A 25,234-nucleotide genomic window follows, 5' to 3' on the forward strand; every position below is an offset into this window, starting at 1 on the left:
CCTATGCGCGACGCCCGCCCTCATTCTGTATGAACGCCGCCGCGCTGGGCCCGCTCGTCAAGGCCGTCGAGACGCTGAAGGTGTTCGCACGGAGCGCCCCCGCACCGTCGACGATACTCGCCAATCGGCGCCAGCGATTCGACTGCCTGCACGCAATCGTGCCGTCGACGGCAACACCGGGCGAGTCGTGCCAGCTCACGGTGCAGGCGTGGGACCAGTGCGAACGGCTCCACGGGTCGTTCACGGGGACGGCGACGCTGGCGGCGACGGACCCCGACGCGACCCATCCAGAGCGTGTGGCGTTCGCGGACGCGGACGGCGGCGTCGTCCGCGAGACGGTGCAGTTCGACACGCCGGGGACACACTACCTGACCCTGATCGTCGACGGCGAGCGCTTCGTCTCGAATCCGATTCGCGTCGCCCCCGAACACGACACCCGGACCTACTGGGGCGATATCCACCTGCATTCGACGCTCTCCGACGGGTCGGGCCACGCCGAGGCGGGGTATCGCTTCGGGCGCGACGTGATGGACCTCGACGTCGTCGCGTACACCGACCACGACACGATGGGCTTTTTCATCCCGCCGGGGTGGCAGCGCCGCCGGATGCACGACGGGTACTTCGAAGCGTTGTGTGACCTGGCGGCGTCGTTCGACGACGAAGGCGAGTTCGTCACGCTCCCGGCCTACGAGTGGACGAAACAGCCGAACATGGGCGGTCACGTCAACGTCTACTTCGAGGACGAAGCGGACGCGACGCTCATCGACTCGCTCTGGGAGGAGTCGCGCACCTACGAAGACCTGTGGGCGCGTCTGCGCGAGTGGGACGACGCCCACGACTCGCGAGTGGTGACGATTCCCCACCACCCCGCGGAGGCGATGTACCCCTTCGACTTCGCGAGCGTCGACTACGACGACGACCTGGCGCCCCTGGTGGAGGTGTACTCCCAGTGGGGGTCGAGCGAGCGCCCGGGCCGCGAGGGCAACCAGTTCCCGCTGGCGATGGGACAGGGCGAAATCGACGAGCCAGGTCACTACGTGCAGGACGCCCACGAGTTGGGCTACCGCGTCGGAATGCTGGGCGGCGCGGACTTCCACGGGCCGAACCCCGGTCACTCGACCATCCACACCGACCCGCACTTCCCCGCACTGGGCGAGTGGCGTGACGCCGGCCTCGGCTGGGGGAACATCTGGCGCGTGTGGGACGAGCGAAGCTATCCGGGCGGCCTCACCGCCTTCCGGGCGCCGGAACTCACGCGCGAGGCGATTTTCACGGCGCTCCGGTCGCGGTCGGTGTACGCGACGACCCAACCCCACCGCATCCTCGTCGACTTCCGGGTGAACGGCGTCGACGTGGCCGACCAAGAGGACGAGGTCGCCGTCGACGAGCCGACATCACCGCGGACCGTCAGCGTCGACGTGGCGGGGACGGCCCCCATCGAAACCGTCGAAGTGGTGAAGAACAACGCAGTCTGGCGGACCGTCGAGGGGACGAGCGACCCGGACGCGGCCCTCGACACCTACACCGTGGCCGACGAGTGGACGGACGAGGACCCGATTACGGGGATGAAGTGGGACGAGACGCGCGGCACCGACGGCGACGTGTACACGCTCAGGGTGACGCAGGCGAGCGCCGACCGGCATCCCGGGATGGCGTGGGTCGGACCGCTGTGGGTCGTGGCGAAGTAATACCGCGCTGTCGGTCGATATCACTTAGCTAGTTCGGAAGCGTGGGTGTTATTTCTGAGTAATACAACCAGTAGATAATGCGACGGCGTACATATCTCAGTAGTCTCAGCGGTCTCACACTCGCCGGTGCGGCTGGTTGCCTCGGAACATCGACGACTGACAGGGGTCCCGTGGGGTCGTGGGCCGAGGCCGAAATCGAGTTCGGACTTCCCCCCTTCGAGAACGCCGAAGATCTCTTGGAGAGCTACCGACCGACGTTCGATTGGCTCGAATCCGGGTTCGAGGATGTCGATTCGGTCACGGGCGTCACGACGACGAGCTACAGTGCAGTCGTCGAAAGCGTCGTGAACGGGCACACCGAACTCGCGAACCTTTCGCCAGTCACGTACGTCCTTGCGGCCTCAGACGGCATCAACCCACTCGTCCTCAACTGGTCGCACGGGCGTGATTTCTACCGGTCATATATCGCGACGCGTGCCGATACGGAAATCGAGTCACTCGACGATATCGCTGGCAAGACCGTCGCCATGGTCGACCCACTCAGTACCAGCGGCGGGATGTTCCCACGGTATCTGCTCTCGCAGGCGGGACTCGACGTCGGCGATCTGGACACCGAACCAGCGGATTTCGACATCGAGTGGGCGTTCGGACACGACGCATCGCTGCGAGCGCTTCAGGAAGGCCACGTGGACGCCGCGGCGTACGGCGACTTCCAGCATCCTGACAACAGCGATACTATCGTGAAACTCGCCGAAAGCGACCCAATTCCCTTCGACCCTATCGTTGCGCGGCCGGACACACCCGAAGACGTCCGGACAGCGATCACCGAGCGGCTACTCGAGATTCCATCGGAACGTCTCGAAGACCACCGCATCGACAAGTTCGGCCGTGTCGACGACAGCACGTACGACCCCGTCCGCGATGTCGTCGAGGAGATGGGCGTCGACATCGGCGATCTCGACGAGAACTGACGCCGTTCGCACACGACCCCCAGCCACCGTCCCGAACCGATGACACCGACTCTCACCGTCGACGCGCTCACGAAGCGATACGGTCAGACAGTCGCCCTCGATAGTGTCAGCGTCGACCTCGTCCCGGGAGAGGTGACCGTCTTGGTCGGGCGCTCAGGCGCTGGCAAGACGACACTACTTCGGTGCGTGAACGGCCTCGAGACACCCGACGAGGGGACCGTCCAGTACGACGGGACACCGTTGGCACCACCGGATGTCGCACTCGTCTTTCAGGGCGGGGCACTCACGGGGCGGAAGACGGCACTCGAGAACACGCTCGACGGCGGGCTCGCCCGAGAGTCACGATGGCGGGAACTCTTCGGCTGGCACGCACCAGCAGAGAAACGCGCCGCCGTGACGCGTCTCCACGATGTTGGCCTCGCTGGGATGGCCGACCGGCGCGTCCGGACACTCTCCGGCGGCGAACGACAGCGCGTCGGTGTCGCTCGCGCACTCCACCAACGGCCGGTCGTCCTCCTAGCCGACGAACCGGTCGCCTCACTCGACCCGGCGACTGCTCGCGACATCTTGGCGCTACTCGCCGATGCCATCCGCGAGCATGATCTGGTCGGCCTCATCAGCCTCCACCAGCCGACGCTCGCGTCGGACATCGCTGACCGATATCTCGGCCTGACTGACGGTCAGATTACCCTCGACACGTCCGCTACCGACGTCTCAGACGACGACATTGCGATGGTCTACGAGTAGTCCGCTGGCACACCGCTCGCACGAACTCGCCCACCACACCAAGAGACACGATGACCGACGATATCTCCCCGAACCAAGAAGCGGAGATAGACCCGGATATAGACCCTGACGAGGAGTTCGCACATCTCCAGCATGCGTGGCGGCGCCGCTACCTCAATCGCGTTGTCGGGCTTCTCGTCGTCATCGTTGCCGTCGTCGTGGCGGCTGACCAGCTCGGGGTTAATCCCACCTATCTCTACGCACACCGGGAGAACTTCGCGAGTATCTTGCTTGACGAGATGCTTGCCCCCGGCGAACTCTGGAACCAGCTTCGCGGCGATGGCCCGATGCTCGTCTTGGCCGCTGTCGAAACGCTCGCAATTGCCGGTGTCGGCACGGCGTTTGGCCTCCCACTCGCGTTCCTGTTCGGACTTCTCGCGGCCGGGAACGTCACCCCGAGGTGGGTCCACGAACCAACCCGCCTCCTACTGGGGGGCGTGCGTGCCGTCCCGAGTATGGTCTATGCACTCCTCTTCGTCGTGCTCGCCGGTCTCGGCCCGGTCGCCGGTGTGCTGGCGATCACCGTCGGAACCATCGGTGATCTCGGACGGCTGTTTGCCGACGAGATGGAGGAAATCGACCCAAGACCCGTCGAGGCCGTGCAGTCCGCCGGGGCAGCCACGCTGACCGCGACGAGCGCAGCACGGCTCCCCCAAGTGTCGACCGCGTACATCGCGTGGACGCTCTTCTACCTCGAACTCAACGCACGGAAGAGTACGGTCCTTGGAATCGTCGGCGCGGGCGGGATCGGCTACCCGCTCATCATGGCGTTTCGCGCACGCAACTACAGTCGCGTGATGGCCGCAATCGTCGCGATTCTCTGTCTCGTCGTCGCCGTCGAGTTCACCGCGACGCGGCTCCGTGACTACGTCGATACGACGCGACGCACGTGGCGTGAGTGAGACGTACAAACGAGAGACGAATCCAAACGAGTCCCCCACTACTTTCCCTCCCTTTCGGGATAGAACCGACGCATCGGTCGGCGTTTTACGGATTACCGCGTCTCGCTCCGAGCGCGTTCGACCGTCGCCGCCTCGTCGGTGCGGAGGTCGGAGACGAACCCGAACAGGTCGTCGAAATCAGCGATACCCTCTCGCACCAGATACTGAACGTAGCGGTGCTTGCGGTGGAATTCGTCCTCTACGTCCTCGACATCGCGGTCGGTCGCGTCGGCGAGGCGATGGAAGAGGCGGAAGCCGAGGGCGCGGTGGTCGTCGTCGAGATGCGGGTGCGCGTAGTCCAAACTGAACGCGCCCTCGGTGTCGCGGCGGGCGACGACGTTCCAGTAGAGGGTGCGCCCGCCCTTCTCGATGGCGCCCGAGGGGAGCGTCCCGCCGCCGTCGAGGGCGTCGTACTCCGCCTCGCTGAGGAGTTCGACGGCTTCGGCCACGTATCGGTCACCCTCGACGTGATGCGGGAAGACGACGAGGTCGATTTCGCGCAGGAGATACGGCGCGAGGCCCTGTTCGATGACGCGGTTGACGAGCGTTTCGACGCCCTCCGCGTGTGTGGTGCCGATGACGCCGTGGCCGGTGTTGAGCGTCTCGCCGAACGTCTCGAAGGAGGCGGGCGTGTTGATTTCGGCGATGACCTCGATATCGGGGTTCAGGTAGTTGGTCTCGGTCATCAGTCGCGCCATCGACACGCGCTTGTACTCGTTCTCGTGGTCTCGCGTCGTCAGCGAGATGCCCGTCTCGTGGGGGAGCTGGACCTCGCGGCTCCCTTCGTCGATGGAGACGGGGCGGTCGTCGTAGGGGACGAAGGGCATGTGGGCGTTCCACATTCAAGAACTACTAGTAGCCGCTACTGGGTCGAGAATCACTGGCCTGGGCAGGGCTAGCTCTTTGAATCACAAAAATCCAACATAATTGTGCGGATTCACCGAGTATAGGGTGTGAGTAACCTATTAAACCCGGATTTTCGGATATCTAACTGATCTCGTCATCTGTTTCCGGTGACGATTTCATATAAATGGATTTCATTTATGTTACTCCTGACACGAGAGTTTGTCGGGCGATGAGCGACCAACCAACCGACTCACAACTGGACGAACGACCCCGAGGGATCCTAACACCCGATGACAGACAGTATCTCCGCGGCGAAAAAGATCTCTCGGATAGCGCAGAACGCAACGCCCGCCAGCGTATCAGAGACCGCATCCAAGAGAGCCTCGCGGACTTCGAACTGCTCTGGACGTGTCTCCCCGAGCGGGACCTCCATCTGCTGTTCGCCCCCGATGACCAACAGGCCCACCAGAAGCTTCGGTCGTCCGCCCACTATGCAATTGCATTTCTTCGACTTGGGTTGTGGACCAACGAGGATCTGCACCCAGACCGCATCGCAGATGCAATCGAACAGGCCGCGTTCGCCGCTGGGAAGCTAGCCCACGCGGACGTGCAACTCGACACCGAACCCGCACCTGAGGGGGATCTGTTGTTGGCGGCGATGCGGGATAAGAACAACCGCATCGCTGAGATTCGGGACCGCGTCGAGGAGGATGATCTTGAACCGTCACGGGAAGCTGCCCTGCGTCAGGAGGCTCACCGTGAGGCAACTTTCCTCTACCATCTCTTCGAGAAGGGTCTCGTGGACCCATCAGTGGATCCAGAGGCGTTAGCAGCGATTGACCTGTTCGGACAGGAATCAGATATCGCAGCGGATGCCGTTGAAAAAGAGCGAACTCCGGTCGTCGAGAGTCCGATTGTTCGCCAACCACTGCCGATTGTCACTGATGTCTCCTACGATTCGCCGGAGGACAGTGTCGACCAGTCAGCCATACAAACTAGAGACAACGGATGATTCGACCCAAGACTCGACCAAGTGAGTGGCACAGTTTGTCAACGACCACCGAGGCAGAGATGAGGGGTCGCTGATGGCGAGCTCCCCGAGCATTTCGTTTAGAAAACGCGAGGAGGCAGACGAGGTGTACCTGTTCCCCGTGTACCAGGAAAACGCGACCTTGAACACGAAAAATTCTACGGTCATGGTGGAGGACCTCGATGAGGGTCGTGTGCGCGTAATCGCTGGAAATATTCCGGGCATGATTCGCTATTACGTAAATTATCCGGATGAGAGTGATGAGCAAAAGCAACGTGAGCATGCGTTTTCAGAGGAGCTTCTAGAGGAAGCGCTCGAGCGGTTATCCGAGTACGATCCGGAGACCAGCTACTCGGAAGCAAATTCAGGCAACAGGAGTATGAGAGACATCCACGTCGAGGTAGGCGAGGAGAAGCGCGATGAAGTCGTGATGCAGATGTGGAAGGTGCTCAACTGGCTCAAAGACGAGCACATCGAGTTCATGGAGGAGTATCGACCTGATGACGTTCGGGAACTGCCAACTCTTGAGGACGAAGTGCTGCGGATCAGCAAGCGTTTCGATTAATCCGTCCTATAGGAATTCTCGGGTATCGGTATACTCCTTTACAGGATAGTCTTATTTGGGATTGTTGAGCGCTGTACATATGGTCAGCGATTCTGGGTTACGAGTACTGTCGTGGAATGTACAGGGGGCGGTGCCGCCGAATGGGAGTATAGAACGAATCAAGAACCAAATCGAGTTTCTTGAGAAAGAGGTGAATCTCCCTGATGTGGTGATGCTGAATGAGGTGACGACGATTCAACGGGACTGTTGGCGGGAGTACCTGTTCGAAGTTGGGTATACAGATATTGTTGATACTTTGGAGTGGGCCGCTGAACTACGGGAAAGTACGGTACCGCCACACCAAGATTACAACCACGTGAATGGCAATCTTATCGCGTTGCATGAGTTGAGCGATGCGTCCGAACTGACCCGGTTGAGTCCGAGTATTCGGTACGGGCCATGGAAGAACGCTGATCTGAAGGACTGGGATACCAATTTCCCTGAAAAAATTCTCAATGCCACGGTTACTCAGAATGGGAGTGAGATCGAACTATGGAATGTGCGTGCAGTCCCTGGCAGTATGCACGGTGAAGAGAAGATCAAGATTCTTGAGAATACGTACAACCGGATTATGAAGAGGCCTGAATCACCCTGCATTTTAGCGGGAGATTTCAATTCTCCAAAGGAGGAGTTGGCAGATGGGACGACTATTCCTTGGCGGCATGACCAGAAAGATGAGCTTGCTCAACGATGGGAGGAAGCGGAACTGAATATTCTCGTTGGGCTTGAGGAGAAGGGAATGGTCGACATCTTCCGATCACAACACGGCTACGGGGAAATCGATATTCTGGATGTGAGTCATGCCACGCAAACCGAACAGCCGGAATTAGTCGATCCAGTCGAGGTTAAAGGCAAGAGATTCGACCATATGATTGCCTCCGAAGATCTCGATCCCCAAGACTGCTACTACGATCATGCGGGATTCAAATATAGTGATCACGCTCCCCTCATCGCAGAATTCAATGTATAATCGGCCAGATCTACACGCGCGTTGTATTCAATCCGAGCAGTGAGATCTGTCACGGACAGAGAAATGACATCTGGAAGTTGTCGCGGTTGGATTCGCTTTTCTCCTCAATACTTCCTCGTTGGGGGAAGGGACCCGTTGATGTGTCTTCAGTTGAGTAGGGATTGATTCCCGTAGGTCAGCAGTGGACGAAGAACACCGATTTCGCGCCAGCTCTGTCTCGAAATAGCTCCAATGATAGTCCTGTTAGCAGGTGAAATCTGAAAACACCCACCGGAATCTTATACTATTCTTGTGATGAACGGACTATGACCGGTAATGCAGAAGCAGGACACCGAATACTTGAGATATTATATGAAGATCACTTTGGTGATGACGACACAAACCTGCAATCAGATGATATAGCTGGGAAGATTGACGGTGTTGATGAATCACAAGTGAAGCAGATTCTTGGAAATTTACATCAAGCGGATTTAGTAGGGAGGCCTACCCGAACACCCAAGCTCACTTCTGAAGGCATCAAAGTCGTTCTTGACCAGAAAGAGCGAGAGGAACGTCAAAATGAACGAGAGGAGCGAAAATTAGAGAGAGAAGAAAGACAAGAAGACCGAAAGCGCGAGATTCGAATTAACAAGAGCGTAGCTTATCTCACGATTGCACTTGTTCTCGCAGGTGGATTTCAAGGGGTTGCTCGTAATCTTGTGTACTTCTCTCCGAAGCAACGATTAATTTATTCTTTAGTTGGTGCAGTGGCTATATTTGGGGTCACTCTTGTTTTTCTACTATATGTTAATTGGTGGGACAAAGGAGGAGAGACGTAGTCACCCCTATCACGGATTAGTCCCGAGTATCTTCTCAGTTAGTCCATAGCTGCTTCAGAGGAAGCCATTTCTAAGGCGAAAATGCCCGCAAGAAAATCTGTTGAGTACGGAGACTCAAGCATTTGGGTAACGACCAAAGGATCAAGGAGATCAACGAGGAAGTGCTAAACAGTGATCTCGACAATTGATACGCAGCTTGCGTGATGTATGAAACTATGGATGACACTACAGGTCGTAAGAACGTAGATTGGAAGGCTCGTAGAAAGCTGTTCAACAAAGCTCTGGATCACCGAGGTTCGGTCTACTATACATACGAGCGAAACTAGTTTGCGGCCAAATACGTCGGTTGGCTTGGATGGATTCTCGACGGGGTTACCGCGCTATTCGGAGGCATACTCATCTACATCCTCCGAACGAATGCAAACACTCAGACTTCAGTATACCTGGCTATCGGAATTCTCTCGACATCCCTGATTAGCTCGTTCTACGGACCGAAATTGCGTTCCCGCGATTACTATCAGGCGGGACAAGAGCATCAGGAACTATACGACGAGTTTGATCACTTCATCCACTTCGATATCGGCAATCCCAAATTGTCTAACGAGGATATCCGAGGAAGGTTAGAGGATCTGAATAACCGACGACATCGACTTAATCAGTCAACTCCGCAGCTGGGTGGCATCTGGTATTACTCAATGAAAGGAGCAGGGAAGACGAAATGGGCGTACAGCAAACTGGTTCCGTGGAAGGAGGAAAGAGGATGGAGTAGTGAGGCGTACGAGGATGTCATCCCTGACGGGGTATCACTATAGACTACTTGTTTGGCTGTTCCTGATAGTATGGATACAGGAGCGTAATAGGGCAAATAGTACAGCTAGTGGTTAATACCGACAAGTGGAGCAGAAACCAGAACGCACTATCGGATTCCAGACAAATGCGTTAGTTTCGACAATATAACTCTTGATTACGTCAGATTAACTCGACCACCTACTCGGATCTATCTCCCATGCTAGATCCACTCGATTACTTTTGCGAGCTCGAAATTCTCCTAGGCTTCGGTAATCTTGATTTTGACGTTGTCACCAGGACGAGTATTTTCGACTTCAAATAGTGCTACTTTGTAGGCTTACCCTTGCTTCAGTAATCCGACCTCGATTTCTTTTCTGGGATCACTAAGACGTATAAATTGGCTTCTTGCTTTACCCTACTGGTGAATGTACTGAATCCAGAAAATCAATCATCAGACTTTGATCACACCTTAAAACCGAAGAAAACATCGATAGGTTTCAAAATATCTTTTCGGCCGAGCAACCGTATCCATGAGATAGTACGCGCCGTAACTAAATCCAAGCAGAGTGGTTGAAACTGCCTTAGACGAATGGTGGTTAAGAAGAAAGACTCTCGTGAGGCATCGTTGAGGTATGACCAGGATACCACCAGACTACACTCCGTCCACCGACTTTTTTCGATTTGAGTAATCCTCTCTCTTCAAGACTTTCTAAACGAGCCAACATTCCTCGACGCCCCATATTGAGTGCGTCTGAAACTTCTGAAGCGGTTAATATCGGATCATCTGATCGCTTAAACACGTCAAGTATCTCTTCATCGCTCACATCGGGCTTGCGACCCGGCCCATCACTCATCACCAAACGGGCAGTGAGGACATTTGTTAGGAATTCGCTCCTATGAAAGAAATAATTCCTACAAAGGAGTTAATTAGATGGCCATCTATCCTAGCGGCCCATGGTCGCTTGGCCAGCCACCCAGTCAAACTGGATTCAGGACAGTCTCTGTAGGATATTAGCTCCGAACAAGAGAAATGGATGACGGGACTGAGTTTCTCTCGATCCTCTATCATGCTCTCCGAGCTCCGAGACGTAGGCGAACGATCTGGCACGTAGCAACGAGTAAAGAAGCGGTTATTCCGATTCGACAACTGGCTCGTGAGATCGCAGCCGAAGAACTGAGAGTGCGGCCCGAGCTGGCGACAGGAGAACCGTACCGGAACGTGTACAACGCTCTTTCGCAGACACATCTGCCTACTCTTGCCGAGGCAGGCATCCTCATCTATGACCCCAAGCGCCAGACTATCTCTCGCGGAACGAATCTGGCTATCGCAGCCCTTCTAATTGCTACTAACGATGCAGCCGTGGAATCACTCGAACGGAGTAGTACACTTGGTGGTGAGAACATCCCATAGAGGATGCAATCGGCGATTGATGATATACGGTGCGCGCCAGCTAGCGAGTATATGACGGAGTCACCGCTGACAGCCGATGAGAACGATAGCCTGGAGGGCTGTCCTCAGTGTGCTTCTGAAGCGATCTTAGAATCAGAGTTTGGACTCGATCCGGTCTGTGCATCCTGTGGCGTGGTTATCTCCGATGATCTTGATGAATCCACTTCAGATACATCTACCGAGGAGACTACACAGACTACAGAATCGTGGACAGACTATTCGAAGGTCACGAATAGCACCGAGAAGCACGTCGTCGACGCACTCCTCTGTTTGGAGCAAATTGGCGACGAACTTGGAGTCTCGAGTTCCGTTCGACAGGAAGCCGCGAAACTATACGGCGACGTCGCAATCGCAAATGCAACAGACGGTCGGCCGACGCCAGCCGTTATTGGTGCAGTCCTCGTCCTAGCATCACGGGACGGTGGGGTTCCAATTCCAATCCATCCGGTCGCTAAGGCGGCCGAGATTGATACGAAGTCACTCAAGCGACTAGTTCGGATTTTACCAGACGAAATCGGCCACGAGACAGCCACAGCAGTCCCGAGAGATTATCTCACGTTCCTGCGCCAAGAGCTTAATCTCGATGGCGATACCGTCGCCACAGCACACTACGTTTTGGAACAGGTCGTGAATACGGGCCGAGTATCGGGAGCAAACCCAGCTGGTGTAGCGGCTGCAGCAGTCTATTCAGCCTCAAAGAGAGATCTGACTCAACGAGTAGTAGCGGATGCGGCTGGTATCTCAGTGGAGACAGTGCGTGTTCGTCTCTTGGACTGTCGAGCAGCAGTCTCGGATAGATGAGCGAAAAACACGAAGCCTTGCTCAATCCACAGCAAGCGTTACTCAGTGGGGAGACAAAGGGAACTCAAGCAGCAATCTACGCACGAACGTCGTCGACGAGCCAGCGATTTGGATATTCACTCGACGAGCAGGTTCGGCAGTGTGTAAGCCGCTGTAGAATGCTCGAATGGGATATTGTCTACGTCTTCCGAGATGAGGCTAAGAGCGGGAAAGATACAGATCGGCCGATGTTTCAGCAGATGCTGACTCAGGCTGAGAAGGGGGCCTTCGACGTCGTCGTCTTCTGGAAACTCGATCGCTTCTCGAGGAGCATTATGCACGCCGTACAGCTGGAGAAGAAGTTCCGGGACTGGAACGTCGCTCTTCACAGCGTGACCGAGCAGATCGACACGACGACGGCAGCTGGTAGATTCAATTTCCGAAATATCGCGAATGCCGCTGAGTTCGAACGCGAGCTCATCAAACAGCGGACAAAGATGGGGCACACTGCTCTCGCGATGGAACACAAGTGGCCGAACTCTACTCCACCGCTAGGTTATGAAAAGGCCTCTAACGGAAGGTTATCCGTAGTTGGAGGTGAATCAGCACTCGTTCGTTGGATCTTTGAAACATATCTTGAGGAGTGTTCAATGCCGGTTGTAGCTCAGTTGCTGAATCAACGCGGACAAACGACGAAAGACGGTAACAGCTGGAAATCCAACACTGTCGGTACAATACTACGAAATAAGCTCTATGCAGGCACATACAACGTAGGAAAGGTCCGAGAAGAAGTTCCAGAATATCAGATATTATCCCAAGAGAAATTCAATGCTGTGACTAGCACTCGACGACGATTCCAGACAACAAATCCATCTGAGCGCCCCTCTATGTCCCGACCTCGTAAAAGGAGTCGAATCCAGAATGTATTAAACCGCTATTTTGATTTCCAAGATAGACAATGAATATATTACTGCGCAGGAAGATCGAGATCTCTCTAATAGGAGGAGAAGCATAATCTCGGCCTGTAGATAGTCGTAAGAATTATAATAAGATATTTGCATTTTCGCCTATAACCTACTTCTAGAGATGAGCATCTGGCGAACGAAACGGCGATATGAAGAAAATCGCCGTTTCAACGAGCGTGCAGATACTGCGCTCTTAGCCATAGGTATGCTCAGGAATGAGGAAGAAGGTCTTACTGTATCTTGGAGTGAAGAGGAGCTCCGTTCACAGCTTAGAGAGGGAAGAAAACTTCTTGAAGAGGTGAGGAATGCTCTAAGTGACCCGGAATCATCTGAGGACTATATTTACGCACTCTCACAACGACTTTGTGATCATTGGAGAATTACTCCATCGAAAGCAGAGGCTCGATTAGCGGAGAATATCAATATACTTGAGAGAGCATCAGAGGAACTGACGGCTGTTGAGGGGTTATCAGAAGCTGAGAAAACTTTATTCGATATCCACGAAATTGCTGGACAAGCTTCGGAATCAGAGTCCGAGAAATTCAGGGATAAGCTTGTCAATTGAACTATCGCTTGAGCGGAAGGTACGCATTGACGAACAAATTTCTCATCTGGAGGATTGCGTCTCTGAATTAGATCTCAACGGGGAACATCCGATCACACAGCTGGTAGATCAAATAAATGAAGCACAATCCAAAGCAGAGCGCCGGCAATTGGCTCTTGAAGAAACTGTAGAACAATCTCCAACAGAAGAACAGCTTCGTAGGGTTTACACACCGTATCTCAACTATTTAAATAATGTTGAATCCCGAGTAGAAGATCTCCAGCACGCAGTCGTATATTTTGCAGTTAATGAGATGCAGCACCAGGGAGACGGTGCTCGTCTCCGATATACACAGTCTGTATGTGATGAACTAAACAAGCGATTTCAAATTGAGGCAGAATATCTCCCAGTCATTTGGTCAGCATATGCAGCGTTCGATATTGTGCGGAAAGATTTCTATGCAATCCACATTCCCAGAGATAATAGGCCGATATTGGGGGCTCCGATCCTCGGACATGAACTAGGCCACGCAGTCGCAGATCATTTGCAGCGAGAAGATAAGAGAAATTTCCAGAGAAGAGTGGAATCTCTTGCCTCAGAATTTAAACCACGCCAAAGAGAGATCGTTCGTACTGCATGGAGAGAGTGGTTTTACGAGCTTCTATGTGATGCGTGTGGGGCACTCACTTTCGGTCCAGCATATTTGGTTATATTAACTCGACGATTATTGTCCTCTTATCCTCATAATCTTCCGGAAGGGATTGCTGGAACCGAGCATCCTCCTGATGAGTTAAGATATAGATTCGTGAGGCAATTATTAGATCAACGACTGGCCGATTGGGAGATGGATGTATTGGATAGGCATATCTCTAATTTTGACCAACATTTGGAAATCTCTAAAGAATCTAAGCCTACTGAGTACGATGATTGGATTGACCCAGAAATCCTATCAATTATTGAAACAATTTCTCTCGACTATATTAATCTGGACATTAAAGAATTAATGGAGGAAACTCTCGGAGAGAGTGAAATCTCTCCCTGCCGGTCACGACGGATAGAGGTGAATAAGCATATATTGGGCATCAAAACGGCGGATAAGATAGAGGAATACCACTAGAGAGAATATCGTGCATTTGAGACGGGAGTTGGGTCGTTAGGGGATGTTTCATTTTCATCATTGGAGACCCCCAATTGAGGAAGGATAATTTAAACACATCAGAGGCAATTCCTTCTACAGAGATATCTCCGTTATCAACCGAAACTGAACAGTGCAATGGTGATGGAGATCCTTGATGTATCTCCGGCTTCCCATAGGTGCTTACAATAACATTCTGTGAGTCCAATCTCATAGCTGCGCCAGTCTCACAAGTTCGGTTTCCTGTATCCGAATACAACCGGTGACCAGAACTTTCAGATATTTCAATAGCCTGCCAATCAAAGGAACCGTTAATGTGGCCACTATCCTGTAATTCAGAGATACCGTCTCTGATTCCGTCAATTTCTGCATCACCAAACTGTCCGTTCCGGTGGATAATGAGAGACTGAGGGTCTTCGATCAATCCCCGATCAATCGCTTCTGCTATTAATTGCCGTACTATCCTTCGAGAGACCTCGAAATTAGTGACGGTACTCGATCCAGTAGCCAAGTTATTGGTAGTTTGATGGATGAGGTCACCATTTGATCCAGATATCAAAACTGCAGCAGCGCTATTGACCTCATCACCCGTTACACTCATACCGAGATACAGATCGGCCTCCAGTGGAGACGACAATAAGAAAGGTCGAGTCCCAATCTTCGTGGCTAAGCCACAGACGACATTGTATAGTGAGTTGCTAAAGCCGTCAGATCCGAACGACTCACGATATGTTTTAAGTTGAATAGCTTGTGCAGGAAGCCCATCAAGTTCAGCTAGTATATCATGGTACTCCTCAGAATGGCTGTCTAAGAGAACGATAACTCCATCAGAATTAGACCTATGCCGTCGAATCCATTCACGTAATTCTTGATAGTCTTGATGAGATACCGTCCCCGGGCGGTCCTGAATAGTAATGCCGACGTACTCGTTGGCGTATGACTGGAGTTTATCAAACATTTCGAGAGCGGTATCTTCTCGGCCATCCGGATGAAGGAGATCTATTTGTGCGGCTCCACGATGTTTTGAAACGGGGCCGAATTCTTCTAAATAATCTCGTAGGACGTATCGCCAATTTCTCTCATGGATAATCTGATCTGGTTCTATCGCATTATTTTGTCCAGGGACCATCTCATTTCCACCACCGAACTGTAGCGGCGGATAATTAAGCGAAAAACTACCATCCTGGCGAGGACTATCCGATACGGGGCACTTCGTGTTGAAAACTTGAATATAGTTAATATCCTGCGCAAATCTCTCTGTATCTCCCCACCTACTACGAGATGATCGTGACGCATACCCGGTCATCGAAGGTTCGATTTCCTCAGGATGGGGATGGAGTAATGACGGTGCAGAATCAACCGGTTCATCGCTCCAATAAAACTGTATGCGTGCAAGAGGTTCGGAAGGATCGACACGTTCTGCCTGCTCATCTGAGTAATTGTCATTGTTTTGTATATATTCATATACAGATGTATCCTCACCATCAAGAGTCATAGTTTTGTCAGATACAGACAAGTCATCTGCAATCGAAACCAGCTCAACCGTGTGGCGATCATTCGACATCAAAGTACAGTTCCGATCCAATAGGAGGTTCTCAACTTTCTTCGAGCCAAATTTTTTCAAATAGTCATATACTGATAGGTCTGAGATGAACTTAACTGTCGGATCAATCGTCAAGTAGTATCCGTCGTTAAATTCGATAGAAGTACTATACCCGTGATATGTGTCGTATCCATCGACAATATCGGAGGGGTTCCACTCATAGAATCTTTGACTGTTCCCTAATTCCCAGTAATCCAGCTGGGTCGTTACGAACCACCCTAGTGAATCTCGAAGAGATTGTATCACAGCTTCCTGATATTTCCCAGATTCGCCTCCTACAGTCGTATCCCCAATTTTGGTTAATTCTGTTCCATCATTCGTTGTTACACTTGGTTTGGAGTCGTGGGAACCTATGGATAATATGTACCACTTCCCATCCTCATTAATTCGCTGAGCAGATCCACTACACTCTGATTTTATGGCTCGTTCATAGTTGTCCAGCTGTTTCCAGGGATCACTGCTCGAAGGCTGAGGATCAATACTATATTTTGCTGCAGAAAGTTTCGGAACCTCAATCTCGAACGAATTTGCGAATAGAGCCATTATCTGTTAAATAGTATACTACAATTTAAATCCAAGCCTGAATATCGCTTCCTATACTCGTATGTTCAAACACGACAGATATCTTCTGAAATAGTTGTAGAGGAAGGACGAGTGCTCCCCTCTCGATGACACCATTGAGAATCCGACGTCACAACCAGTCGACGTCGTTCGCAGCGTGAGGAAATAGGCACATCTCCTCACTCCTCACGCGGGGCCCAGAAGACGACTGAAATGGATTCACTACGTAACTCAGAGAAGACAGGACGCCCCGTAGACTCCCCAATGAGTTCTGGTTTGACGTCCTGTGTAGGGGTAACCCTACAATTACACTGGAATGGGCATAGTATAAAAAAATCAGTTTGTGAAACCACCTCAAGGAGTGAGCGTCGATAGTATTATTCACCACCGGCCAGCACCACAAAGCGTTCCGTTCTTAGCCAGTCGTGGCAGCCTCTGTCGCTCTTATCGGTCGGTGAAGGTAGCGTGCGTTACACCGATACACTGTCGCGTAGAGTATCTGTCGCGACTGGTGAGACCGGGGACTCAGCAATGACCGAAAACGAAATGCCTCCAATGGCGTCACTGGTACCGCTGATTGATCGTCTTCGTGAAATCGCCGATGAAGAAATTCCGCACCCCCAAACACTCGAAACCAGGGTATGGGAGGATGGGGACTACCAGATCCGCATCTTCCACAACGGACCAGCAAAAGAACAGATTATGTATAAGCCAGAGATGGAAAATCCGGTGTGGCAACGTCTGAAGGGGCGGTCAGAAGGATTCACAGAAGACGCCAGTGAATATGGTGAAATCCTCGAACTCGACTACGAAGAGCGGGAAGAGCGGCAGATAGAGTGGTAAGAGCGCAGGAGTTAGCCCGCAAATAGCAACCTATCTGGTTCGACAGCTACTTGACCGCTACGACGGTTCGATTGATCTCGTCGATTTGATCGCGGAGATATGCGGTGATGCGGTGTGCGACATCCTCGATCATTAGTAGTCTGTCGAGGGAGCCGAATATAGACTTCTCGACAGAGTAAAACAGGGTTATCCACCCCATCCTGAGAAGGATAACTAAGTGATGTCACAACACCAATTTCGCCAGCGGTGATAGTTTTATTATAGATTGTATTCACTCCCAGAACGGGCATCGGGACTCCGTGACGCAGTCCGGAAGCCCATCAGCCAGAGGGAGATTTTGACACCCCTTTCCCCCCTCATTCCTCTCTCCCTCTCTCGCTGATTGAGATATACCTCCGAAGAACGCCCAGCGAGCGTCTCGGTCTAGGGACTATGAAACAGATTCTCGAAGTTGGCTCAGTTCGTTTTCAGTCGGGAATTTTCGCTGTCGACCGCACTCAGTACACTTGTAATTGTGAACAGTACGGTCCGTAAGCGTCCGCTGACCGTTCTTCACGACGTCGCCACCACAGTCCATGCAGTGCAACTGCGCCATCTCACACGAATCGACGACGGGCTCAAGTCCAAACTCGGCCACCACATCTTCGAGACCATCTGGACTATCCGACTCACCGGAATCTGTCGAATACCGTTCCTGGATTACCTCGATTTTCTTTTGAACGCGCTCGAAGAGTTCCTCCTCAACGATCTGCAGATCGCTATCCTCGACGAAGACACGCTCACCCGTTTCGGGATGCTCGGCATCAATTCCAGGCTTGCCGATATATACCCGGTTTTGGAGGAGTCGCTTCAGAGCGTGTGAACTCGAGGGAGAGTAGCCCGCAACACGGGCCTCCGTCGCACTGTACGCGCCCTGGATATCGACCTCAAGAAACGTCTCAAAGAGCCGGAGAACAGTTTCGACCTCGGACGAATCAACTGCCAACCAATCGTCGTCCACGTACTGGTAGCCAAGAGGTGCGGAACTGTAGAACGCAGACCAATTCTTCCGACTGAATTGCTCAATCCGTCCCATCCGAGCGCGTCGTGCGCGGGTTTCGTTCGATCGTTGTGACATCAACGTATCGAGCACTATAGGCACAAGATCCTCGAACTTCGAGACATCCAATTCACCCGATTCGGCTGTGATAACTCGCACACCACACTGGGTCCGCAACTCGTGGAGGTAGTAGGTCGTCTCTGCGGCAGTCCGACCGACCCGATCAATAGCGTCGACGAGCACATATTCAATCTCATCCTGGCACGCAAGGCGTCGTACCTTCCGTATCCCTGGACGGTCGAAGTTCGTCCCCGTTTCCCCCGCATCTTTGATTGGCTTCGCGACGAGGTTGATGTCGCGCTCCTCGGCGATCCGGCGAAGGTTCTCTTCCTGTTCGCGAAGACTGTGCCCGTCTTCTGCCTGCCGCTGGCTACTTACTCGCGCATAGATGACTCCCCGCGGTTGCCCGCCGTCTGTCTCGGTGGCGCTAGAATCAGTATCTGATTCTGTATCCGGGGACGTCGACTCCTCGTCACCGTCGTCGAGGAATGTGGTGAGGTCATTCTGGGCGGCCAGCCCCACAAAGGCCAGCACGCTCGCCAAGACCAGATATGATTGAACTGCCTCAGGCGTGAAGCCGTCTGGTGCGAACGCGATTTTCACCGGATATGATTGAACTGCTTCAATCGTTCTCACGGCGAGATATGATTGAAGGTCACCCACCGACACCACCTCCAGAGGGTCGCGCAACGATGTATGATTGAGGCGCGTCACGCCGATTGCCAAGTAAATATGATTGACGTACGCCTCGCGAGCCCTCCGTCGACGGAGATGACGTGGCTCGCCACTCGGTCAGATATGATTGAATTGCGCCCTTGATGTCCCGCGAATAGCGGTGTACATTGAAGGGGGTACTTGCTCTCTGTACAGAGTAGATATAGCAAGGTATGATGTGGGCAGCCAAGGCTGTCCACATCATAGATCGGTTAAGTACTCTGTACAGAATACTACTCTCGGCCAGCTTGCAATCGGTACGGGAGTTGGGTTCCGTCATGTCCTATCAAGGCTTGGCCCCGCCTTGGTATTTAAAATCTCCAGCGCTGACACGAATGCTGGTAGGGAGGTGTCAGCATGACGGTGTCTGAGGAGAATCTCAGCCCGTCAGAGGACACGCGCCGTGCCGAACTCTCCACCCACGACGACGACACGCTCGGCGCATGCCTCTACCTCACGCCTGAGGACCTCCGCGACCTCGACGTCGACCCCGAGACTGCGGACGCCATCGAGTTCCACGTCGACGATACGGGACGACTCGTCGTCGACGCCATCGACACGGAGGGTGACAGATGAGCCGCCGACACACGCAACCGGCGATTGATTTTGGAACCATCCAGCGACCGGCACCTGCACAGACCAATGCCTGATATCAGCGCAGACAAACAGATGGCAGCGGCGTATCCTCCGGAGGCGCTCTATGAGTCGTGGAGCGACCACGCGGACGAACTCGATATGCCAATCAGCCAGTTCATCATCGAGATGGTCGAGGCAGGGCGCAAGCAGATCGACTTGGAGGAATACGCGGCAGACTCGATTCGGGAACTGCGCGACCAGCGTGACGACCTCCGAAACGAAGTGCGTCGCCAGCGCGCCCGCGTCGAAGAACTGGAACGCCAGCTGGACCGGACGGCGCGCACGGATATCGTCGCGTTCATCGAGGAAAATCCAGGGGCTACGACGCCCGAAATCGTCCAACACGCCGCGGACACAGTTCCCGGCCGAACCATTGGCCTACTCGATGCACTCGATGGGCGCTCGCTGCGAGAACGTGACGGGCAGTACTACGTCCTCGACGAGCCCGAGAGTAGTGATTCGGAGAGTGATACTGACGATTCTGACGCCAACGCCGAAGACGACCCCAAGGCATCGACGAGGACCGACACCACCGAACTCACCGACCAGGAGGCCACCAAATGAGCCGACGCAAGGGCATCCATCCCGAACAGTACGCAGGAGTCTACCAGCGATACGACGAGATTCCCGAACGATATCGACTCGAAACCTACGCCTCGCAGTACGAGGGCGAAGATACGTGGCAGGAGTACGTCGACGACGTCCTCGTGCCCACGCACGAGCCGGTGAGCAATTCGATGCAGAAGAGCATCAGACTCGCTGGTGAGTCGTGGCGCGAACACATGGACAACAGAGAGCGCCATCACGCGCTTGCACGGCCCGTAGACGCGGAGGCGTGGTGTCGTGACCTGTTCGACGGCCGGTCGAAGAAAACGTGCTACGAGCACTACTTCGTCCGTATCTACCAGTTCTACGACCACATGGTGCAGACGAGCGGGCACCCACACGTCTACAATCCGCTACTACTCGCGGCTATCGAGCATGACTACGCCGAACAGGTCTGGCGGTATCGCATCGAGAATCGCCCGGAGGTGGTCGACCGTGAGTAACAATACCGACGACGCGGCCACGCCGCCGCAACGCGCCGAAATCAGGCAGACATTCGCGGATGCGTTCGACCGTTCGGCCGACCCACTCAAGGAGTTCAGCGACGACTCCTACGGGCTGTACGATCCGCTGGAGTACTTCATCGAAACGGCACTACAGAATCGAGAGTCGGTCAGTAGTGAGGAGACAATCAAGGTCTACCGGCTAACCTATCGGCAGTGGCGCGAGCACATGGCGTCGATGGACCGCCACTTCGCCTGTCCGAGTCCCGAACACGTCGCGTCGTTCATCGAGTGGCGTCGCGACGTCCACGGGAACGCCCGGAGTACTATTGCTGGGAAGTTGAATCGGCTCTCGCAGGCCTACCAACTCTGGCAGTCCGACGAGGCGTTCCCCCACCCGCCAGATTACAATCCGTTTGAACTGGCACAGGAGACGACCGACCTCGGAGAAAATCCGGACAAAGAGTTCCCGAATCTCTCCCTCGAGGAGTTACGAGAGGTGTTCAGCGGCATCGAGAACCTGAAGCGCCGAGCCGTAATCGGACTGCAGTTGAAACTCGGCGCTCGCGCTGGGGAGGTCTGTAACATTCGGATAGAGGACCTCGATATCGATCATAGTGAGTTGCAATCGCAGTATGACAAATTGGGGACGCACGCGGCTCTGGGAGAGCATTCGGACGTGCTGTACATCCCGCATGATCGGGATGGGAACAAATCCTCGAACCCGCGGTTGCTTCCGGTCGATGATGAGCTGCGGTGGCTCTTACTCCGATATCTACTGGTCCGACCAAACGTTGGTGAGCCATGGCTATTCCTCTCGGAGCGAACCTACACGCAGCTGCGTTCGAAGGGCGTGAACGACCTCTGGAAGCGCGAGTTCCATCCGGAGTACGCTGAGACTGAGGACACGCAGGCTATTACGAGTCACTTCGGTCGCCACTGGTTCAGTTCACACTGGCGACTGAATGTTGGTCTGGATCGTGAGCACGTGCAGTATATGCGTGGAGATCGAGTTGCGCCGTTAGATGATTTCCCGGATGCAATCGACGACTATCTGCATCCGAATTACGCGCATATTGAGCGGCAGTATCGGGCGTCGATCTTCAAGTTACGTCTGGAGATGCAATACTAATGCTTAGTCGAGATACTCTTCCATTGAAAATTGCTTTCCACCTTGTTTGTCCAAGTATTCCTGAATAGTGGTGTCACGAAGGTGATTTTCCACTTCATAAAGCTCGGAGACGTTTTCTCGGCTAAATGAATACTCGTAAGTGCCAATATCGTCGCACGCACCTCGGTACCGAAGGTATTCCAAAGTATCTCTCACCATATCTAAATCCATCTCTCGGTCGTAGTAATGGGGGACTCTTCGAGGAGTCATCTTCACAGTCTTATGTTGTTTGAATTGCTCTGGGAGGATTACTTGCGCAAGCGATACCGCCAAGCTCTCCGGCTTGATTTCGCCGGTCAGAAGGAATTCCTTGCTTGGAGTTGGAGGTAGATCAATTCCGGCGGAAACAATACTATGGAAGGAATCATCCTGCGCTAATCCTCCCTCGAAACGGAGTTCTCCGCCTCTACTCTGGGAAAGAATACCGCATTTGTCCTTGATGTCGTCGTAGATGTCAGCGCCAGGCCCGCCCGCTCTAACAGAATCTACGGTGTGTTTATCGAAGACAAGATGGTGTTCAAAGTGATTGAGATCACGGGTAGAGAGATTGATTTCGTCTGCTCTGCCTTTCTTCCGGATGAAGTCTTCCACAGCTTCCAAGTTTAGCCGTTCGTAGTCTTCTGCTCGGCGCCGATGTTCTTCAGTAACTCGGTCGTCTGGCTCGACGTTGACGAATATGACAGTATCGCCGCTATAGAAGGTGAATTCCGGTCGTGTGAACACATCATTTCTGTTGTCAGGGACTGGGAGAAATGGGCCGACAAGTTTGTATCCCTGAGATGCGATCCCTTCATTACTCGTGTCACTTTTTATCGCAGAATGAAAGAGATTGAGGGCATCTATTTTCTCCTTTTGTTCCAGCCACCCCATAGTTAGATTGAGATCTTCTCCGAGTGCTTCCTGACTTGGTAGTTAGTGCTGAGTTCGTTGTGGATTATGGAGTAGAAGTCACTGAGGCTGGCCGCAGTTGTGGTGGCCTTGGCGTGAAGGAGGATATTCGTCTCGTTGATGGTGATCTCGAATGGTTCATTCCGTTCTCCATCGAATACGAAAAAGTTGCCTTCCTCCCATTCTGAGAAGTCGTACCGCCGTTTTTTGTCAAGGATATTTTCTCGGAGTCCCTCAACGAGTTGCTCAAATGACGGGGATTCCTGATCTGGATCCGTCTTCTTATTGGGTATGTGTTCAACTAATTCGACTGTGGTGTAGCCTTCAATAGAGAATCCACCGTCAGCTGCTACAGAGTCCGGGGTATCATCATCAACGGGGGTCGGTACATCTTTCGACTCCTCTACATCGAAATCAGAAAGATCTGCAATAGCCTGTTCGTCTGTATATGACAGTTTCCTCGGAGCATATTCAACTTCGAAGTTTTCCTGATCCTTCTGAACGTACTGATTGGTAAGTTCTATCGTGGTGTCGTTTCCGAAACCCGGTTCTGATTGTTGGACACGAGGAATTGATCCGTATCCATCACGGTTAGCTGTTCCTTCTATTCGCGGGCTGTTCGTCTTACTGAACTCAAGTCGTGTAGGTTGAACTCCGTAATCAGCCTCCAAATCCTCTAGATATCGTTCCTCCCCGCCGTGCAGCTGGATGCTCATATCTCGATCGTCAAAGACCGTGTCGTATTTTGCAGTAAAGCCATCTACGTCACCGTCAACTCCGTTAACGATGTCAACGAGATCTTCTGAGGAGAGAAAGATCCTGTCTAATGAGGGGAGGTAACGGATTAGTTTCTCGACCGTCCGTTTTGTCCAGTGTCGTCGTTCGACTGTGAATACCCGGAGGTAGTCGTCTTCGAGATAGAAAATGAAGTCATCGTGACGGTCATATTCTGGTGTGCTAATCCGGACGTAGGATATATTCTCATTTAGTTTTTGTTCCTTGAATAGATGATTTTCAAAGAAATTGTATTCATAGTCATTCAAAGACTCATCTCGAAGCTGAGTTTCAACGATATCCTCCAAGCTTCCGAGTTGGTATGCGTGGCTACGGGCTATAAAGAATTTCAGCTCAGGGGTTTTTGTGGTTTTGTTCCTTTTTTCTTCAGAGATCTCTTCGCCAGTTCGGGTTACGAAGTCCACAAGCTTACCGACGATTGTGTTGATATCTTCCCCAGCTAAGTTATCCAGATTTGGTTTCATAGTGGCAAAGGTTAGCCTGTGGTACGTGTGGTGTTCGAGGGGGGAGAGAGGACTGCCATTAGTGGGGTTCGTTTCGCTAGGAACAAAAAGATGTACGATGGATATGTACGATAGGGTAGGGCAATGTCATGTCCTGATTCTATCTACTTCATCCGAATATTTGGACTCTCTTACAGGCCTTTCGTCAGCAGCTGAGGATAGTTTCAACTCGATGTCTCCGTTAGGAGACTGAATCGTGTATATTGTAAGGTCGATTTCTTTCTGGTTGCCTTTTGCATCTTGATAGCGGAGTTGCGTTGCGATTTCTATTTCGTCAATGCTATTTCCTGAATCAAAGATATCGTTGATAGCATCAGCAATATCAGTAGGTTCGTTTTGACTGCATTTTGTATCGGTGACTTCCACTGGTATATGGAATTCCACTTCGCTTTCTTCTGGAGATAGACTACCACCAGATCCAGAATTCCACCATACGCCGTCCTCTGTTCTTCTGAGTGGACCACTATGATTGGTGTAACGTTGATTATGAGCGTCATAGGTAATTAGAAAGTGAACTTCAAGATCTGTCGCCAATGAATTACCGCGGTTAACTATAGTGAGTTTCAGTGATTCGGTTTCAGAGGTTTTGGGGTTGGTACTGTGGTCTTCGAGGTCCTGTTGTATAACGCCGATAAGAGGAGTATATCCAGCATTCATAATCTGTTTTTGTTGTTCCATCAAGACTCGTTGCCGATCTTGGGAGCGGAATTGAAGGAGGTAGGCGAAGAGCAGGCCTGTAGAAAGGATAACCGAGGCGAGACCATTGTTTTCACTGGCCCAAGTGGTAACGCTGTTTATGAATTTATCTCCGGCATATATCCCGTGATCAATTGCAATTGCGATGAGAAATATAAAACCCAAGAGTTCAACCCAGCGTATACTGATGAATCTCAATATTGATTGTGGGTTATTGGATCCAGAATCGTTCATTTTCATCTAAATTGGTCTTACTGCTTATAGACCTGATCGAAGGTTTACTAGTAGTTATTAGATGTAGGCGTTCATCAGCGTCGTCTTCCCAACACCCGTCGGCCCGGAGAAGAAGACAATCCGAT

At 52.9% G+C, this 25,234-nt stretch carries 24 protein-coding genes and 1 pseudogene; 18 read left to right on the forward strand and 7 right to left on the reverse strand.

The features are described from left to right. Positions 1-29 precede the first annotated feature (29 nt). The 4 genes from BLU18_RS06080 to phnE all read left to right on the forward strand — a co-directional run bounded on the left by BLU18_RS06080 (position 30) and on the right by phnE (position 4,347). Positions 30-1,688, forward strand: coding sequence for a DUF3604 domain-containing protein (locus tag BLU18_RS06080; RefSeq protein ID WP_092632966.1), 1,659 nt, complete (start codon positions 30-32; stop codon positions 1,686-1,688). Between the two features lie 77 nt (positions 1,689-1,765). Then, positions 1,766-2,659: a phosphate/phosphite/phosphonate ABC transporter substrate-binding protein gene (locus BLU18_RS06085; RefSeq protein ID WP_092632968.1), complete on the forward strand. Its 894-nt coding sequence runs from the start codon at positions 1,766-1,768 to the stop codon at positions 2,657-2,659. A gap of 39 nt (positions 2,660-2,698) precedes the next feature. Further along, a complete protein-coding gene (locus BLU18_RS06090) occupies positions 2,699-3,406 on the forward strand; it encodes a phosphonate ABC transporter ATP-binding protein (protein ID WP_092632970.1) in 708 nt (235 codons plus the stop codon). 50 nt (positions 3,407-3,456) lie between these two features. Beyond that, positions 3,457-4,347, forward strand: a complete 891-nt coding sequence (gene phnE, locus BLU18_RS06095) for a phosphonate ABC transporter, permease protein PhnE (protein ID WP_092632972.1) — start codon at positions 3,457-3,459, stop codon at positions 4,345-4,347. A 92-nt stretch (positions 4,348-4,439) separates the two neighbouring features. Here phnE and BLU18_RS06100 read toward each other — a convergent pair. Next, positions 4,440-5,228, reverse strand: a pseudogene (locus BLU18_RS06100) (ATPase, T2SS/T4P/T4SS family); the annotation flags it as partial. A 233-nt stretch (positions 5,229-5,461) separates the two neighbouring features. Here BLU18_RS06100 and BLU18_RS06105 point away from each other — a divergent pair. The 4 genes from BLU18_RS06105 (at position 5,462) to BLU18_RS14530 (ending at position 8,654) form a co-directional block, all read left to right on the forward strand. Next, positions 5,462-6,244 carry a DUF8102 family protein gene (locus BLU18_RS06105; RefSeq protein WP_092632976.1) on the forward strand — a complete coding sequence of 261 codons (783 nt, stop codon included), beginning with the start codon at positions 5,462-5,464 and terminating at the stop codon, positions 6,242-6,244. Between the two features lie 25 nt (positions 6,245-6,269). Beyond that, positions 6,270-6,827, forward strand: a complete 558-nt coding sequence (locus tag BLU18_RS06110) for a hypothetical protein (RefSeq protein WP_143025234.1) — start codon at positions 6,270-6,272, stop codon at positions 6,825-6,827. A 79-nt stretch (positions 6,828-6,906) separates the two neighbouring features. Further along, on the forward strand, positions 6,907-7,836 hold the full coding sequence (locus tag BLU18_RS06115; protein WP_092632980.1) for an endonuclease/exonuclease/phosphatase family protein: 930 nt from the start codon (positions 6,907-6,909) through the stop codon (positions 7,834-7,836). 305 nt (positions 7,837-8,141) lie between these two features. Further along, positions 8,142-8,654 carry a hypothetical protein gene (locus tag BLU18_RS14530; protein ID WP_143025235.1) on the forward strand — a complete coding sequence of 171 codons (513 nt, stop codon included), beginning with the start codon at positions 8,142-8,144 and terminating at the stop codon, positions 8,652-8,654. Positions 8,655-10,039: 1,385 nt separating this feature from the next. On the opposite strand, the gene BLU18_RS15010 is transcribed toward BLU18_RS14530, so the two are convergent. Next, positions 10,040-10,267 carry a hypothetical protein gene (locus BLU18_RS15010; protein ID WP_245697889.1) on the reverse strand — a complete coding sequence of 76 codons (228 nt, stop codon included), beginning with the start codon at positions 10,265-10,267 and terminating at the stop codon, positions 10,040-10,042. Positions 10,268-10,473: 206 nt separating this feature from the next. Between BLU18_RS15010 and BLU18_RS15315 the strand changes: the two genes are divergently transcribed. The 5 genes from BLU18_RS15315 to BLU18_RS14545 all read left to right on the forward strand — a co-directional run bounded on the left by BLU18_RS15315 (position 10,474) and on the right by BLU18_RS14545 (position 14,299). After that, the gene (locus BLU18_RS15315) at positions 10,474-10,854 is read left to right on the forward strand and encodes a DUF7344 domain-containing protein (protein WP_449272127.1); all 381 of its coding nucleotides are present in this window, start codon (positions 10,474-10,476) and stop codon (positions 10,852-10,854) included. A gap of 51 nt (positions 10,855-10,905) precedes the next feature. After that, positions 10,906-11,694: a hypothetical protein gene (locus BLU18_RS14535; RefSeq protein WP_176791184.1), complete on the forward strand. Its 789-nt coding sequence runs from the start codon at positions 10,906-10,908 to the stop codon at positions 11,692-11,694. Continuing rightward, positions 11,691-12,635 (forward strand): recombinase family protein, encoded by a 945-nt coding sequence (locus BLU18_RS06130; RefSeq protein WP_092632984.1) that lies wholly within the window; start codon positions 11,691-11,693, stop codon positions 12,633-12,635. Before BLU18_RS14535 ends, BLU18_RS06130 begins: the two co-directional genes overlap by 4 nt. Before the next feature lie 124 nt (positions 12,636-12,759). Further along, positions 12,760-13,203, forward strand: a complete 444-nt coding sequence (locus BLU18_RS14540; protein WP_143025237.1) for a hypothetical protein — start codon at positions 12,760-12,762, stop codon at positions 13,201-13,203. Further along, complete coding sequence (locus BLU18_RS14545) at positions 13,193-14,299, forward strand: hypothetical protein (protein WP_143025238.1); 1,107 nt, start codon at positions 13,193-13,195, stop codon at positions 14,297-14,299. Before BLU18_RS14540 ends, BLU18_RS14545 begins: the two co-directional genes overlap by 11 nt. Here BLU18_RS14545 and BLU18_RS14550 read toward each other — a convergent pair. Beyond that, on the reverse strand, positions 14,265-16,463 hold the full coding sequence (locus tag BLU18_RS14550) for a Piwi domain-containing protein (protein WP_143025239.1): 2,199 nt from the start codon (positions 16,461-16,463) through the stop codon (positions 14,265-14,267). The genes BLU18_RS14545 and BLU18_RS14550 overlap by 35 nt on opposite strands. Before the next feature lie 549 nt (positions 16,464-17,012). On the opposite strand from BLU18_RS14550, the gene BLU18_RS06145 reads away from it, so the two are divergent. Further along, positions 17,013-17,324 carry a hypothetical protein gene (locus BLU18_RS06145; protein ID WP_092632987.1) on the forward strand — a complete coding sequence of 104 codons (312 nt, stop codon included), beginning with the start codon at positions 17,013-17,015 and terminating at the stop codon, positions 17,322-17,324. Between the two features lie 430 nt (positions 17,325-17,754). On the opposite strand, the gene BLU18_RS06150 is transcribed toward BLU18_RS06145, so the two are convergent. Further along, positions 17,755-19,086: a recombinase family protein gene (locus BLU18_RS06150; RefSeq protein WP_176791185.1), complete on the reverse strand. Its 1,332-nt coding sequence runs from the start codon at positions 19,084-19,086 to the stop codon at positions 17,755-17,757. A gap of 408 nt (positions 19,087-19,494) precedes the next feature. On the opposite strand from BLU18_RS06150, the gene BLU18_RS06155 reads away from it, so the two are divergent. From BLU18_RS06155 to BLU18_RS06170, 4 genes are all read left to right on the forward strand, one after another. Beyond that, on the forward strand, positions 19,495-19,713 hold the full coding sequence (locus BLU18_RS06155) for a hypothetical protein (RefSeq protein ID WP_092632989.1): 219 nt from the start codon (positions 19,495-19,497) through the stop codon (positions 19,711-19,713). A gap of 66 nt (positions 19,714-19,779) precedes the next feature. Beyond that, on the forward strand, positions 19,780-20,337 hold the full coding sequence (locus BLU18_RS06160) for a hypothetical protein (protein ID WP_092632990.1): 558 nt from the start codon (positions 19,780-19,782) through the stop codon (positions 20,335-20,337). Next, positions 20,334-20,822, forward strand: a complete 489-nt coding sequence (locus BLU18_RS06165) for a hypothetical protein (RefSeq protein WP_092632991.1) — start codon at positions 20,334-20,336, stop codon at positions 20,820-20,822. The genes BLU18_RS06160 and BLU18_RS06165 overlap by 4 nt, the downstream gene beginning before the upstream one ends. Then, the gene (locus tag BLU18_RS06170) at positions 20,815-21,954 is read left to right on the forward strand and encodes a tyrosine-type recombinase/integrase (protein WP_218124058.1); all 1,140 of its coding nucleotides are present in this window, start codon (positions 20,815-20,817) and stop codon (positions 21,952-21,954) included. Before BLU18_RS06165 ends, BLU18_RS06170 begins: the two co-directional genes overlap by 8 nt. Positions 21,955-21,957: 3 nt before the next feature. Here the strand turns inward: BLU18_RS06170 and BLU18_RS06175 are convergent, their stop codons facing one another. The 3 genes from BLU18_RS06175 to BLU18_RS14555 form a co-directional block, all read right to left on the reverse strand. After that, on the reverse strand, positions 21,958-22,863 hold the full coding sequence (locus BLU18_RS06175) for a hypothetical protein (RefSeq protein WP_143025240.1): 906 nt from the start codon (positions 22,861-22,863) through the stop codon (positions 21,958-21,960). Between the two features lie 2 nt (positions 22,864-22,865). Then, on the reverse strand, positions 22,866-24,140 hold the full coding sequence (locus tag BLU18_RS06185) for a hypothetical protein (protein ID WP_092632995.1): 1,275 nt from the start codon (positions 24,138-24,140) through the stop codon (positions 22,866-22,868). A gap of 126 nt (positions 24,141-24,266) precedes the next feature. Then, complete coding sequence (locus tag BLU18_RS14555) at positions 24,267-25,109, reverse strand: hypothetical protein (protein ID WP_143025241.1); 843 nt, start codon at positions 25,107-25,109, stop codon at positions 24,267-24,269. Positions 25,110-25,234: the final 125 nt, after the last annotated feature.

Source organism: Haloplanus vescus, from assembly GCF_900107665.1.
In the GTDB taxonomy this organism is placed as follows: Archaea; Halobacteriota; Halobacteria; order Halobacteriales; family Haloferacaceae; genus Haloplanus; species Haloplanus vescus.